The organism is Rhodanobacter sp. MP7CTX1 (genome assembly GCF_014205795.1).
Lineage (GTDB): Bacteria > Pseudomonadota > Gammaproteobacteria > Xanthomonadales > Rhodanobacteraceae > Rhodanobacter.
The window spans coordinates 12389-26966 of record NZ_JACHCN010000017.1 but is presented as its reverse complement, the minus strand read 5'-3'; the positions used below and the strand labels follow the sequence as shown (position 1 = coordinate 26966).

Genomic DNA, 14578 nt, shown 5'->3' with positions numbered 1-14578 from the left:
GCCACCACGGCGACACGGTCATGACTTACTTGGCTGCGGGCGCGCCGTCATTGCGCGGGCCACGGCCGCCATCACGGCCACCGTCGCGACCACCTTCACGGCGCGGGGCGCCCTTCTTGGGGGCGGCATCACGGCGCGGCGGTGCCGGCTTGCGGTCGACCTTGGCGACCGGGTTGCCTTCTTCGTCCAGTTCGACGAAGTCGTTCGCGTCGCCCTGGGCGGCAGCCGGCGCAGCAGCCTTGCCTTCGAGGATCGAGTCGGCAGCGGCACGGGCGTACAGCTGGATCGCGCGGATGGCGTCGTCATTGCCCGGGATGGCGTAGTCGACCAGTTCCGGGTTGTAGTTGGTGTCGACGACGGCGATCACCGGGATACCAAGCTTCTTGGCTTCCTGCACGGCGATGTCTTCGTGGCCGATATCGATCACGAACAAGGCGTCAGGCAGGCGATTCATGTCCTTGATGCCGCCCAGCGAGGCCTGCAGCTTGTCGCGCTCGCGACGACGGGCCAGCACTTCGTGCTTGACCAGCTTCTCGAAGCTGCCGTCGGTCTCGGCCGCTTCCAGCTCTTTCAGGCGCGACACGGACTGCTTGACGGTGCGGAAGTTGGTCAGCATGCCGCCGAGCCAGCGCGAGGTGACGAACGGCATGCCGGCGCGTGCGGCTTCCTCGGCCAACGGCTCACGGGCCGAACGCTTGGTGCCGACGAACAGCACGGTGCCGCGCTTCTGCGCCAGACCCGACAGGAAATTCATCGCGTCGGTGAACAGCGGCAGGGTCTTTTCGAGATTGATGATGTGGATCTTGCCGCGCGCGCCGAAGATGTACGGAGCCATCTTGGGGTTCCAGTAACGGGTCTGGTGACCGAAATGGACGCCGGCTTCGAGCATCTGACGCATGGTGACTTGTGCCATGGGTGTAACTCCTTGCATTGGCCTTTATAGGCCTGGGGGTTGGGACCTCCACGCATCCCCGGCTTCGACCGCGGCTTGCCCGGTGCAGTCATTGAACTGCGTGATGGGCGAGTCGCAGCACCCCGAAGGCGGTGCCGATACGTGTGTGGCGTTGGTTGGGCGTTGTACCGCGGGGCGGTTACAATCCCGGTTCGCTTTGCGCTGTGACGACCGTTTGAATGGTCGTGTCAGATCAGCAAAACTCCGAAATTATAGCCGGTACGCCGGCGAGGCGGCAAGTTGCGGGCTGATTCAACATTGAACAGCCCTGTTGCTGTCGCCATTTAGGCAAGATCCATTTAGGCGTGACCATGGCCATTACCCTGAAAACCCCGGAAGACCTCCAAGGCATGCGCGTTGCCGGCAAGCTGGCCGCCGAAGTGCTGGCCATGCTCAAGGATCATGTCAAGCCCGGCGTTACCACCGAGGAGCTGGATCGGCTCGCTTACGAGCACATCGTCAATGTGCAGCAGGCGATTCCGGCCAATGTCGGCTATCACGGCTTTCCCAAGACGCTGTGCAGCTCGGTCAACCACGTGATCTGCCACGGCATCCCCAGCCCCGGCAAGGTGCTGAAGGACGGCGACATCGTCAATCTGGACGTCACCGTGATCAAGGACGGCTGGCACGGCGACACCAGCCGCATGTATTTCGTCGGCACGCCCGGTGTACTGGCCAAACGGCTGGTCGACACCACGTTCGAGGCGATGATGCACGGCATCAAGGCCGTGCGTCCGGGTGCCACGCTGGGCGATGTCGGTCACGCGATCCAGCAGCATGCCGAGGCGGCCGGCTTCAGCGTGGTCAGGGAATATTGTGGTCACGGTATCGGCAAGGTCTACCACGACGAGCCGCAGGTGCTGCATTACGGCAAACCCGGCACCGGGGTGGAGCTGAAGAAAGGCATGACCTTTACCATCGAACCGATGATCAACGCCGGCAAGCCGCAAACCAAGCAGCTGCCGGATGGCTGGACGGTGGTGACCAAGGACCATTCGTTGTCCGCGCAGTGGGAGCACACCATCGCGGTAACCGACAATGGTTACGAGATACTCACGGCGTGGCCGGACGCCTGAGCTGACGTGACACCTCTGTAGGAGCGCACCCTGTGCGCGATCGGTTGGCGGAAATTCGCGCACAGGGTGCGCTCCTACAGGGAAATCTGGCGCATTCGGAGCTTCGTCTGGCATGTCGGTGACACTCAGTTCCGTTCCGCTGCCAGCTCTGCCCCGCTTGCCGGTGGCCGTGCCACGCTCCGGTGTTTCGGTCGAGGCGCGCCGCGCCTTGCGCCAGTTGCTGGGCGACGTCGACCGCATGCTTGCCACCGCGTTCCGTGATGGTGCCGATGCCAGCGTGCTGGCTCGGCGGCGCGGCGAGTCGGTCGAGCGGGTGGTGGCGCATGTGTGGATGGCTTGCCTCGGCGAGGTAAGCGGAACGACGCTGTATGCGGTCGGTGGCTTCGGTCGTGGCCTGCTGTTTCCGTATTCGGATGTGGATTTGCTGGCCTTGGTGGAGGCGCCCCAGCCGGCCCGGTTGCGCGCGCTGGAGCAGTTCTTCGCCACGCTGTGGGATGTCGGTTTGAAGGTGGGTCACGCCGTGCGCGACCCGACGCAATGTCGTGCGTTGGCGGCACAGGACGCCAGTGTGTTCACCAGTCTGCTGGATGCACGCCGGCTAGCCGGTGATTCGGCGATGGACGTCAGGTTGGCCGCCATCGTCGATGACCCCGAACTGTGGCCTCCGCGCGAGTATCTGGCTGCACGGCTGGCCGAGCGCAATGCACGGCATGCCCGCTTCGACGACACGGCCTACAACCTCGAGCCGAACCTCAAGGACGGTCCCGGCGGACTGCGTACGCTCGATTCGCTGCGCTGGCTGGGGTGGCGTTTGGCACATGCGGCTGACCTGGCTGGCATGGTGGTCGAGGGGGTGCTCGAACCCGCCGAGCAGGCTGCGCTGGAACAGTCCGAAGTCACGTTGCGCCGCTATCGCTATGCCTTGCATCTGGAGGCGGGGCGGGCCGAGGAGCGGCTACTGTTTGACTACCAGCGCGCCCTCGCCGCGCGCCTGGGTTTCGAGGATGAACACGAGAAGAATCTCGGCGTGGAGCAATTCATGCAGGGCTATTACCGTGCGGCGAGCCAGGTCGAACGACTCGGCATGCAGGTGGCCGAACGCTTCGAGGAGATGCTCGAGCCGCCCGGCGAAGCGTTGCCGGTGGGCGCGGATTTCGTGCGTTACGGCAAGCGTCTGGCGGCGCGTGACCTGCAATTGTTCCTGCAGCGGCCGGCTGCCCTGGTGGAGATTTTCATCGCCCGGCTGGATCAGCCGGGCGTGATGGGCTTCAGCGCCGACACCATGCGGCGCATCCACCAGGCCACGGCCTTGCACGGCGATGCGCTGGCGCATGACCCCGACGTCCTGGCGGCTTTTCTGCGACTGCTTCGACGTGGAGCGCCGGCGGTGGAAGCGTTGTGGCGGATGAATCGGCACGGCCTGCTGGCGGCGATCTTGCCCGCGTTCGGCAAGGTATTCGGCCGCATGCAGTACGACCTGTTTCATGTCTATACGGTGGACGAACATACCTTGCGCGTGTTGCGCAACATGGCGCGCTTTGCCGATCCGGCGGCGCAGCGTGAATTTCCTCTGGGCTGCGAAATCTGGCCGACATTACCCAAGCCCGAGTTGCTGCTGTTGGCGGCACTGTTTCACGACATCGCGAAAGGTCGCGGCGGTGATCATTCGATGCTGGGCGAGGAAGATGCGCGCGTGTTCTGTGCGCGACTCGGCCTGCCCCCCAGCGACATCGAGCGGGTCGCCTGGCTGGTGCGCTGGCATCTGCTGATGAGCACCACCGCGCAGCGCCAGGACATTACCGACCCGGATGTGGTGCACCATTTTGCGGAACTCGTTGGACACCGCGAACGTCTGGGCCAGCTGTACATGCTGACGATTGCCGACATCATCGGAACCAGTCCGCGGCTATGGAACGGATGGAAGGATCGACTGCTGTCCGACTTGTATACAGCCACCCGCTATGCCTTGCGCAGCGATGTGGAACTGCCGCGCGATGCCGGTGTGCGTGTGCGTGAGTGCAGCGAGTACGCGTTGGCGCTGCTGATGAATGAAGGCTACGCCGAAGCCGATGCCCTGCGCGTGTGGGCCGATTTCCCCACGCTCAGTTTCCTGCGTCATCGACCTGAGCAGATCGCCTGGCAGACCGGTGCGATCCTGCGCGCGCAAGGTGTCGTGCCGATGGTCGCGGCGCATCCGCTGTCGGTGCGTGGCAGTACCGAGTTGTTTGTTTACACGCCTGATCGCGACGGCCTGTTTGCCACCATCACCGCGATGCTGGATCGATTGCGCTTCTCGGTGGTGGAGTCACGCATCCTCAGCTCGCCGACCGGCATGGCGCTGGATACGTTCCTGCTGCTGGAAGCGGATAGTCAGCAGCCGGCCAGTGCTGATCGCACACAGGAACTGCAACAGCGTCTGCAGCGTGCACTGGTGCAATCCACCGGTGTGGAGCCGGGCAAGCGCAGCATGTCGCGGCATCAGAAGCACTTCCAGATGCCGCCGCAGATCAGTTTCCACGCCGCTGGCGACCGCACGCAGCTGGCGCTGATCTGCACCGATCGGCCAGGACTACTGGCCGCAGTGGCGCAAGTCATGCTGCACACCGAAGTACGTGTGCACGACGCACGCATCGCGACATTTGGCGAGCGTGTCGAGGATTTTTTCCAGTTGACCGATCGCCACAACGCGCCGCTCGGTGCCGCACAGCAGGAGCGCTTGTTGCAGGCATTGCTGCTGCGTATCGCGCCCGTGCGGGACTGATCGACTCTCCGAGGGCCTCGCACGCTGCAGATCAGTAGTACGCCACTCCGTCAGACACATCGTGATCCAGCAGGTCGGGCGCTATCATCGCGTCCACTGCGCGCTGCAGTGTCCACCTGCCGGTTGCCATGACCTACCTGTTGATCAAGACCTTTCACATGCTGTTTGTCATCGCCTGGATGGCCACAGTGTTCTATCTGCCGCGCATCCTGGTGAACCTGGCCGAGACGGCGAACGAGCCGGCGGTGCAGGCGCGACTGCAGCTGATGGGGCGGCGGTTGTACAAGTTTGGGCACAGCATGTTCGGACTCGCGTTCCTGTTCGGACTGATCCTGTGGCAGGGCTGGCGGGTGTTTCCCGCGACGTTGCCGAACGTGACCGGCGCGATGCACTGGATCGACGCCAAGTTGACCCTGGTGGCGCTGTTGCTGGTCTATTTCATCTGGGCTGGGCGCCTGCTCAAGGGCCTTGCTACAGGCCATGCATTGCCGTCGTCGCGGGCGCTGCGCTGGATCAACGAATTGCCGGTGCTGCTGCTACTGGGCGTGATCTATCTGGTGCTGGCCAAGCCGTTCTGAGCAGGGCTTTGGTGCCGAGGATTGACAGCGGATTTCAGCTAAACTAGCGTTTCGGCATTATCCATAAAACGAAGGTGGCCCGCGCTTCGCGCTGGCCGAGTGTGCGACATGGCAACTACGTGGTTCCAGCGCTGACATCCACCACGCCTTCGCGTTTCCTAGAAAGGGCGTTACGCCCTTTTTTGCTTTTCAGAGAATGGTTTTCATGATTGAGATCACGCTACCCGACGGCAGCAAGCGGCCGTTCGATCATCCCGTTTCCGTGCAAGAAGTGGCCGCCTCCATCGGCGCCGGTCTTGCCAAGGCAACTCTGGCCGGCAAGGTCGATGGCCAGCTGGTGGATGCCAGTTTCCAGATCGAGCACGACGCCAGCCTGCAGATCGTCACTGACAAGAGTCCCGAAGCGCTGGACATCCTTCGTCACTCCACCGCGCATCTGATGGGGCAGGCCGTACAGCGGCTGTACCCGGGCGCGCAGGTCACGATTGGCCCGGTGATCGACAACGGCTTCTTCTACGACTTCGCCTATGAGCGCCCGTTCACGCCTGATGATCTGCCGAAGATCGAGGCGGAGATGGAAAAGATCGTCGCCGAACAGTTGCCGGTGACGCGCAGCGTGAAGTCACGCGACGAGGCAGTGCAGTTCTTCCGCGGCATGGGCGAGAACTACAAGGCCGAGATCATCGAATCGATTCCGTCCGACGAGCCGCTTTCGCTGTATTCGCAGGGCGAATTCACCGACCTGTGCCGCGGCCCGCATGTGCCGAACACCGGCAAGCTGCGCGCGTTCAAGCTGATGAAGGTGGCGGGCGCTTACTGGCGCGGCGATTCCAACAACGCGATGCTCACGCGCATCTATGGCACCGCGTGGTTGAACGACAAGGATCTGAAGGCCTACCTGAACCAGCTGGAGGAGGCCGAGAAGCGCGATCACCGCAAGATCGGCAAGGCGCTGGATCTCTTCCATCAGCAGGAAGAAAGCCCGGGCATGGTGTTCTGGCACCCGAACGGCTGGGCCATCTGGCAGGCCGTGGAGCAGTACATGCGCGGCGTATACAAGCGCAGCGGCTACCAGGAAGTGCGCTGCCCGATGGTGCTCGACGTGTCGCTGTGGAAGAAGTCCGGGCATTGGGACAACTACGCCGAGAACATGTTCTTCACCGAGTCGGAGAAGCACACCTACGCGCTGAAGCCGATGAATTGCCCTGGCCATGTGCAGGTGTTCAACACCGGTCTGCACAGCTATCGCGAGCTGCCGATCCGTTACGGCGAATTCGGTGGCTGCCATCGCAATGAGCCGTCCGGTGCGCTGCACGGCATCATGCGCGTGCGCGCGTTCACCCAGGACGACGGTCATATCTTTTGCACGCCGGAACAGGTCGAACGGGAAGTCACTGCCTTCCATCTGCAGGCCATGAAGGTCTACGCGGATTTCGGTTTCACCGACGTGGCGATCAAGCTCGCGCTGCGGCCGGACAAGCGCATCGGTTCCGATGAATTCTGGGATCGCACCGAGGAAATGCTGCGCAATGCGTTGCGTGCTGCAGGGGTGGAATGGACCGAGCTGCCGGGTGAGGGCGCGTTCTACGCTCCGAAGATCGAGTATCACCTGAAGGACTCGATCGGCCGCGCCTGGCAGGTCGGCACCATGCAGGTGGATTTCATGATGCCCGAGCGCCTGGGCGCCGAATATGTGGACGAACACTCCCAGAAACTGCATCCGGTGATGCTGCACCGGGCCATCGTGGGCTCGATGGAGCGTTTCATCGGCATCCTGATCGAACACCACGCCGGAGCGCTGCCGCCCTGGCTGGCCCCCGTACAGGCGGTGGTGCTCAATATCACTGATGCGCAGGGGGATTATGTCCAGCAAGTAACGCAAACCCTTGTCGACAAAGGTTTCCGAGTACAATCGGATTTGCGCAACGAAAAAGTCGGCTATAAAATCCGCGAGCACACGTTGCAGAAAGTGCCCTATCTCCTGGTGGTCGGTGACCGCGAAAAAGAAACTGGCACTGTTTCCGTGCGTACCCGCTCAGGTGAAGATCTGGGCAGCGTGCCGCTGGCCGACTTCGTTGAGCGACTGGTGACCGAAACCCGGCGCTGAGCGCCGAACGGTCAGTTTTATTACTTCTTCTGGAGGATCGTGGTATCGCTACCACCGACAACAAGGGCAATCGTCGTAACCTGGAAATCCGCGTTCCGCGGGTCCGTGTGATTGGTGCCGAAGCTGAACAGCTCGGTATCCTGACCCGTGACGAGGCACTGGCGCTGGCGCAGGAAGCCGGCATGGATCTGGTCGAGATCCAGCCGAACGGCGACCCGCCGGTCTGCCGCATCATGGATTACGGCAAGTTCAAGTTCGAAGCGCAGAAGAAGGCGCAGGCCGCCAAGAAGAAGCAGAAGCAGGTCGAGATCAAGGAAGTGAAGTTCCGTCCGGTCACGGACGTGGGCGACTACCAGATCAAGCTGCGCAACATGCTTCGATTCCTCGAGGAGGGCGACAAGGTCAAGGTCACCATCCGTTTCCGTGGTCGCGAAATGTCGCACCAGGACCTGGGCCAGAATCTGGCCAAGAAGATCCAGGAAGACGTCGGCGAGAACGGCCAGATCGAGTCGTTCCCGCGTCTGGAAGGCCGTCAGATGGTCATGATGATCGGGCCGAAGAAGAAGCAGTAACGCTGCTTTTGCCCTCGCTTCTGCCCCTCTCCCTTTGGGAAAGCGGTGGGGTGAGGGTTCGAGGCTCGCCTCAAGCCCCAACAGGCCTCGCTTCTACCCCCTCTCCCCTTGGGAGAGGGCTGGGGTGAGGGTTCGGGGCTTGCCTCGAGCCCCAAGAACAAGTGTTTCGTGCCAGCCCCGCACCCTCACCTCAATCCTCTCCCGAGGGGAAAGGAGGCGAAAGTCAGCACTGCGCGCTGGCATTGAGCTTCATGAACCCGTATGATTACGGGTTCGACCCACACGGACGGGTCGTGAACCGATCGTGGCAGGACGGAAAGCGTGATCTAAAGGATCACCGCCAGATCAGTCAGAAACCGGAGCTGCCTTATGACGGCAAGCCCCAAGCAGGGATCATTATCATGCCCAAGATCAAGACCAACCGGGCGGCGGCGAAGCGTTTTCGCAAGACCGCGTCGGGTAAAATCAAGTGCGGCCACGCCTTCAAGTCACACATCCTGACCAAGAAGTCGACCAAGCGTAAGCGTGGTCTGCGTGCACCGAATCATCTGAAAGCGTGCGACACCAAGGGTGTAGCGCGCATGTTGCCGTACTTGTAAGACGAGGAGATAAACCATGGCTCGTGTAAAGCGTGGCGTTACCGCCCGTCGTCGTCACAAAAAAGTTATCGGTCGTGCCAAGGGCTATTACAACGCCCGCCGCAAGGTCTTCCGCGTTGCCAACCAGGCCGTCATCAAGGCTGGCCAGTACGCCTACATCGGCCGCAAGCAGCGCAAGCGTCAGTTCCGCGCTCTGTGGATCGTCCGTATCAACGCCGCTGCGCGCATGTTCGGTCTGTCCTATAGCCGCCTGATCAATGGTCTGAGCAAGGCCGGCATCACGGTTGACCGCAAGGTTCTTGCCGATATCGCCGTGCATGACATCAAGGCGTTTGAAGTGATCGCCGAGAAGGCCAAGGCCAGTCTGGCCGCTTGATCGTCGGGCGCTCGCGCCAGCACGATATGATGTAAAGCAAGCGGGGAGGAGGCCACAGCCTCCTCCCCGTTTTGCGTTGGGGCATTCGTCAATCCGTTCAATCAGGCAGCAAGTCGGAGTCGCATCGATGGACGACCTGGAAAGCCGCGCTGCACAGGCGCTGGCCGAAGTCGAAAAGGCAGATACGCTGGAGGCGCTCGACGCGCTGCGCGTGGGTCTGTTGGGCAAGAGCGGCATCATCACTGCTGCGCTGAAGGCGCTCGGTGCGCTGGCGCCGGATGAGCGCAAGGCGCGCGGAGCCGAGGTCAATCGGGTCAAGGATCGTCTGGCCGATGCACTGGCCGTGCGCAAGCAGACCCTTGAGCAGGCCGAGCTGGATCGCCGGCTGGCTTCCGAGAAGCTCGACATCAGCCTGCCCGGGCGCGACGGCGAGCGCGGTGGCATCCATCCGATCACCCGCGCGCTCGAGCGCATCGCTTCGATCTTTGCGCGCCTCGGCTACCAGCGCGCAGACGGTCCAGAGATCGAGGACGACTGGCACAACTTCGAGGCACTGAATTTTCCGCCGCACCACCCGGCGCGCGCGATGCACGACACGTTCTATTTCGGCGATGGCCGGCTGTTGCGCACACATACGTCGCCGGTGCAGATTCGCGCGATGCAGGGCCGCCAGCCGCCGATCCGCATCATTGCGCCGGGCAAGGTCTATCGCAGCGATTCCGATCAGACCCACTCGCCGATGTTCCATCAGATCGAGGGCTTGCTGGTCGATGAGACCTCGAGTTTCGCCGACCTGAAAGGCACGCTCGCCGAGTTCATCCGCGCGTTCTTCGAGCGCGATTTCGAGATGCGTTTCCGCCCCAGCTATTTCCCCTTCACCGAGCCATCGGCCGAAGTGGATATCCGCTGGGATGCGGAGGATGGCAGCACGCGCTGGCTCGAAGTACTCGGCTGCGGCATGGTGCACCCGAACGTGCTGGCGAACTGCGGCATCGATCCGGAGCGCTATACCGGCTTCGCGTTCGGCCTGGGTGTAGAGCGCTTCGCGATGCTGCGCTACGGCGTGTCCGATCTGCGTGCGTTCTTCGAGAACGATTTGCGCTTCTTGAAGCAGTTTGCATGAGAGCAGGGATGAGGGGCGAGTAGCGAGGGCGCAAGCCCGCAGGTTAAAGCGAACATCGATTTTGGCGCCCTCGCTACTCGTCCCTCGCCCCTCGAACAAAGTGAGTACACGATGAAATTCTCCGAAAACTGGCTACGTGAACTGGTCGAGATCAAGGCTGATCGCGCCGCGCTGGCCCACGCGTTGACGATGGCGGGGCTGGAAGTGGAAGAACTGACCGTGCTGGGCGAAGGCCTGGCCGGTGTGGTGGTGGCCGAGATTGTCGCCGCCGAAAAGCATCCCGAAGCCGATCGCCTGCAGGTCTGCAAGGTCGACGCGGGGCAGGGCGAGCTGCTGCAGATCGTCTGTGGCGCGCCGAACGCACGCGTAGGCATCAAGGTGCCGTTGGCGACGGTGGGTGCAAGCCTGCCCGGCGGCATGGCGATCAAGGCGGCCAAGCTGCGCGGTGTCGAGTCGTTCGGCATGCTGTGCTCGGCGAAGGAGTTGGGTGTGGATGCCGATGCTTCGGGCCTGCTCGAGCTGCCACTGGATGCGCCAGTCGGCCAGTCGCTGGCTGAGTACCTGGGCTTGCCAGATGCCAGCATCGAATTGAAGCTCACGCCGAACCGTCCCGATTGCCTGGGTCTGATAGGCCTCGCACACGATGTCGCTGCACTGTTCGGCAGCGCGGTGAAAGTGCCCGTGCAGGCTGCCGCGCCGGTAACGGTGCAGGCGAAGCGCGGCATTCGGTTGCAGGCAGGCAAGGACGCACCACGCTACCTTGGCCGCATGGTCGAAGGTATCGATCCTGCGGCGCGCACCCCGCTGTGGCTGACCGAGCGCCTGCGTCGCGCCGGCCTGCGCCCGATCAGCGCTGTCGTGGACATCACCAACTACGTCATGCTGGAACTGGGTCAGCCGCTGCACGCGTTCGACAACGATGCGCTGCAGGGCGATATCGTGGTGCGCCACGCGGGTGCCGGTGAAACTCTGAAGTTGCTCGACGGCAGCGAGGCCAAGCTCGACGAAGGCTTCATGCTGATCGCCGACGAGCACAAGGCACTCGCGGTGGCTGGAGTGATGGGCGGCTTCGATTCGCGGGTCACCGACGCCACCCGGAATATCTTTCTTGAATCCGCGCACTTCGCGCCCGCCGCGATCATGGGCCGTGCGCGCAAGCTCGGCATGCACACCGACGCATCGCATCGCTTCGAGCGTGGTGTCGACCCAGAACTGCCGCGTCGCGCACTGGAGCGCGCCACCGAGCTGTTGCTGTCGATTGCCGGCGGCCATGCGGGGCCGGTACTGGTCGCGGAAAATCTCGCCGACCTGCCGAAGCCGGCCGCTGTGAAACTGCGCCGTGCACGCCTCAAGCGCGTACTGGGCGTGGATGTCGCCGACGCCGAAGTGGCCCGCATCTTCACCGCGCTGGGCATGCAGGTCGAAACCCATGCCGACGGCTGGCAGATCACTGCACCGAGCAGCCGTTTCGATATCGAGCGTGAGGAAGACCTGATCGAGGAAGTCGCGCGCATCTTCGGTTACGACAACATCCCCACCCGCACGCCGACCGGTGCACTCACGCTTACGATCGAGCCAGAGGGGCGCATCAACGAGTTGGCATTGCGCGAACAGCTGGCCGCACGCGGCTACTACGAGGCAGTGAATCTGTCCTTTGTGGCCGCCGAACTGCTGACGCGCTGGAATTTCACCGAGCGTTTGGTGCCGCTGGCCAATCCGCTATCGGCTGACCTTGCCGTGATGCGACCGTCGTTGTTGCCGGGGCTGATCGAGGCGCTGCGCCATAATCGCGCCCGCCAGCAGGAGCGGATACGCCTGTTCGAAGTGGCGAGAGTCTTTGCGGAGGGCAATCCGCCGGTCGAGACGCCGAGCCTGGCGATCGTCGCCTGCGGCAATGCGCATGCCGAACAGTGGGGCGAAGCGTCCCGCGCCCTGGATTTCCACGACATCAAGGGCGATTTCGATGCCCTGATCGCCTGGGGTGGCGAGCCGCAGCGCTGGTCGGTGCACTCCGATGGCTTGCCGGGGTGGCTGCATCCTGGCCGCGGTGCGCGAGTGGCGCGCGATGGCGAAACGGTGGGTTACCTGGGCGCGCTGCACCCGCAGCTGGCCAAGGCGCTGGATCTGGGCGCCGATGTGCACGTGCTGGAAATAGCGCTGGAGCCGCTGCTGGCGCGTCGCCTGCCGCAGGCCCAGGCGGTTCCGCGTTTCCCCATGGTGCGTCGCGACATCGCGATGGACCTGCCGGAAGAGGTCAGCTGGTCACAGGTTGAGCAAACTGTCCGCGATAGCCTTGGTGACCGACTGAAAGAACTGCAGCTGTTCGACCGTTATAGCGGCAAGGGGGTCGAAGTGGGCCGAAAAAGTCTCGCTATGGGCTTGATTTTACAGGACGCTTCACGCACCCTTACTGACGACGACGCGGATAGATGCGTACGAGAAGCAATCGCTGCGTTGGAGCAGACATGCAAGGCAAAGCTGCGAGGATGAGATGGCGCTGACCAAGGCGGAAATGGCCGAGCGGCTTTTCCTCGACGTGGGTCTCAACAAGCGTGAGGCCAAGGAATTCGTGGACGCCTATTTTGAGGTGGTTCGCGAGGCGTTGGAAAACGGGGAACAGGTCAAGCTCTCCGGTTTCGGAAATTTTGATCTGCGGCTGAAAAGCCAGCGACCGGGGCGTAACCCGAAAACCGGTGAGGAGATTCCCATCTCCGCACGGCGCGTGGTGACGTTCCGACCAGGACAAAAACTCAAGGTAAGAGTCGAGGGTTATGCTGGACCAAGGGAATAACACCGAACTGTCCGCCATTCCGGCCAAGCGCTACTTCACCATTGGTGAAGTCGGCGAGTTGTGCGGTGTAAAGCCCCACGTGCTGCGCTACTGGGAGCAGGAGTTTCCCGCGCTCAATCCAGTGAAGCGCCGTGGCAACCGTCGCTACTACCAGCGCCACGATGTGTTGATGATCCGGCAGATCCGTTCGCTGCTGTACGACGAGGGTTTCACCATCACCGGCGCGCGTGCGCGGCTGGAAGGCCCGCAGGCAAGGATGGAAGCCAGCATGTCGCACCAGATCGTGCGCCAGGTCCGGATGGAGCTGGAAGAAGTACTGACGCTGCTGCGTCGTTGAACGCTTCCGGCACACGTGCCGAAGCTGCTAGAATTACGGGTTCACGAATCGTCGGGGCGTAGCGCAGCCTGGTAGCGCATCTGCCTGGGGGGCAGAGGGTCGTGGGTTCGAATCCCGCCGCCCCGACCAATTCGTAAAGTAACGACTGAAGCGGCGCCCTTGGGCGCCGTTTTTGTTTGGTGGGCGAGCGACTCGGCGGCCACGTGCGCTTTCATGCGTGCGTCTAAACCGTTCATCCGGAGCGCAGCGGAGTGGAAGGGCATGCGGAAACTGTTTTCGGGCCGTGTGGATATCAAGGCGAGGCAAACAGCAGCGCGTGTGGACCAAACGCAGTCACCGTCAAGTACGGGGCATCCTGGAAGATGCCGAGTACCCACGAGGACTTCACTGCGGCGTCGGTTGGTTGATGGCTCTCAGTTCGCCAGCGGCTCGGCGAGCATGGGCTGTTGTACGCTCAACGCGGTACCAGCCGCGGCCACGATGATCGTCGCGATAGCCACCCACTGCAGCAGGGTGAGTCGTTCGTCCAGCAACGCCACGCCAGCCAGGGCCGCGATGGCAGGCTCAAGGCTCAACAAGGTGCTGAACGTGCGCGCTGGCAGGCGCGTCAGCGCGACCATCTCCAGCGAATACGGCAGGGCCGAACTGAGCACTGCCACGCCCAGGGCATACGGCAACAGCGTTGGCGACAGCAGTGCGCTGCCGGCATGCGCAATACCGAAAGGTATCGCCAGCAGGGCGCCGATCGAGGTGCCCAGCGTCACGGCGTCTGCGCCGTAAGCCACGCCCGCTTTCTTACCCAGCACGATGTACAGCGCCCAGCCCACGCCGGCGGCCAAGGCGTACATCACGCCAACCGGATCGAGCGCCTGCATCTGTCCGCGTAGCGGCAGCAGCAGGGCGAGTCCAGCCACCACCAACGCAATCCAGACGAAGTCGAGCCATCGGCGCGAGCCGAACAGCGCCAACGCCAGCGGCCCGGTGAATTCCAATGCCACCGCGATGCCCAGCGGGATCGTGCGCAGCGACATGTAGAACACCATGTTCATCGCACCCATCGAAAGGCCATAGCCCCAAAGCACGCGCCAGTTGCGCTGCTTGCCCAAACGGCGCCACGGCCGCCGCCACAGCAGCAGCATCAGCGCGCTGAGCCCCAGCCGAAAGGCGGTAGCACCCTGTGCGCCAACCTGTGGGAACAAGTGCTTGGCCAGCGACGCACCGCATTGGTACGAGACCATGCTGATCAACAGCATGCCGACTGCGAGCACTATGGGACCAAGGTTGGTTCGTGATGACATGAGCGCAG

Annotated in this window: 13 protein-coding genes and 1 tRNA gene; 12 read left to right on the top strand and 2 right to left on the bottom strand. The window is 62.8% G+C overall.

Annotated elements, in window-relative coordinates; translation table 11 throughout:
• Positions 1-25: 25 nt before the first annotated feature.
• Complete coding sequence (gene rpsB, locus HDE77_RS17235) at positions 26-913, bottom strand: 30S ribosomal protein S2 (protein ID WP_184419157.1); 888 nt, start codon at positions 911-913, stop codon at positions 26-28.
• Positions 914-1263: 350 nt separating this feature from the next.
• On the opposite strand from rpsB, the gene map reads away from it, so the two are divergent.
• From map to HDE77_RS17175, 12 genes are all read left to right on the top strand, one after another.
• On the top strand, positions 1264-2028 hold the full coding sequence (gene map, locus HDE77_RS17230; RefSeq protein ID WP_184419156.1) for a type I methionyl aminopeptidase: 765 nt from the start codon (positions 1264-1266) through the stop codon (positions 2026-2028).
• Between the two features lie 112 nt (positions 2029-2140).
• Positions 2141-4789, top strand: coding sequence for a [protein-PII] uridylyltransferase (glnD, locus tag HDE77_RS17225; protein ID WP_184419155.1), 2649 nt, complete (start codon positions 2141-2143; stop codon positions 4787-4789).
• A gap of 128 nt (positions 4790-4917) precedes the next feature.
• Complete coding sequence (locus tag HDE77_RS17220; protein ID WP_184419154.1) at positions 4918-5367, top strand: CopD family protein; 450 nt, start codon at positions 4918-4920, stop codon at positions 5365-5367.
• A gap of 205 nt (positions 5368-5572) precedes the next feature.
• Positions 5573-7474, top strand: a complete 1902-nt coding sequence (gene thrS, locus HDE77_RS17215) for a threonine--tRNA ligase (RefSeq protein ID WP_184419153.1) — start codon at positions 5573-5575, stop codon at positions 7472-7474.
• A 29-nt stretch (positions 7475-7503) separates the two neighbouring features.
• Positions 7504-8046, top strand: coding sequence for a translation initiation factor IF-3 (gene infC / locus HDE77_RS17210; RefSeq protein WP_083743671.1), 543 nt, complete (start codon positions 7504-7506; stop codon positions 8044-8046).
• Positions 8047-8447: 401 nt separating this feature from the next.
• On the top strand, positions 8448-8645 hold the full coding sequence (gene rpmI, locus HDE77_RS17205; protein ID WP_077445148.1) for a 50S ribosomal protein L35: 198 nt from the start codon (positions 8448-8450) through the stop codon (positions 8643-8645).
• Positions 8646-8661: 16 nt separating this feature from the next.
• Positions 8662-9021: a 50S ribosomal protein L20 gene (gene rplT, locus HDE77_RS17200; RefSeq protein ID WP_072757645.1), complete on the top strand. Its 360-nt coding sequence runs from the start codon at positions 8662-8664 to the stop codon at positions 9019-9021.
• Positions 9022-9148: 127 nt separating this feature from the next.
• Positions 9149-10144, top strand: coding sequence for a phenylalanine--tRNA ligase subunit alpha (gene pheS, locus HDE77_RS17195; RefSeq protein WP_184419152.1), 996 nt, complete (start codon positions 9149-9151; stop codon positions 10142-10144).
• Between the two features lie 111 nt (positions 10145-10255).
• Positions 10256-12634, top strand: coding sequence for a phenylalanine--tRNA ligase subunit beta (gene pheT / locus HDE77_RS17190; protein WP_184419151.1), 2379 nt, complete (start codon positions 10256-10258; stop codon positions 12632-12634).
• A gap of 1 nt (position 12635) precedes the next feature.
• The gene (gene ihfA, locus HDE77_RS17185; RefSeq protein ID WP_184419150.1) at positions 12636-12935 is read left to right on the top strand and encodes an integration host factor subunit alpha; all 300 of its coding nucleotides are present in this window, start codon (positions 12636-12638) and stop codon (positions 12933-12935) included.
• Positions 12916-13272: a MerR family transcriptional regulator gene (locus HDE77_RS17180; RefSeq protein ID WP_184419149.1), complete on the top strand. Its 357-nt coding sequence runs from the start codon at positions 12916-12918 to the stop codon at positions 13270-13272. Before ihfA ends, HDE77_RS17180 begins: the two co-directional genes overlap by 20 nt.
• Before the next feature lie 52 nt (positions 13273-13324).
• A tRNA-Pro gene (locus tag HDE77_RS17175) sits at positions 13325-13401 on the top strand.
• A 284-nt stretch (positions 13402-13685) separates the two neighbouring features.
• Here the strand turns inward: HDE77_RS17175 and HDE77_RS17170 are convergent.
• The gene (locus tag HDE77_RS17170) at positions 13686-14525 is read right to left on the bottom strand and encodes an EamA family transporter (protein WP_255482787.1); all 840 of its coding nucleotides are present in this window, start codon (positions 14523-14525) and stop codon (positions 13686-13688) included.
• Positions 14526-14578 lie beyond the last annotated feature (53 nt).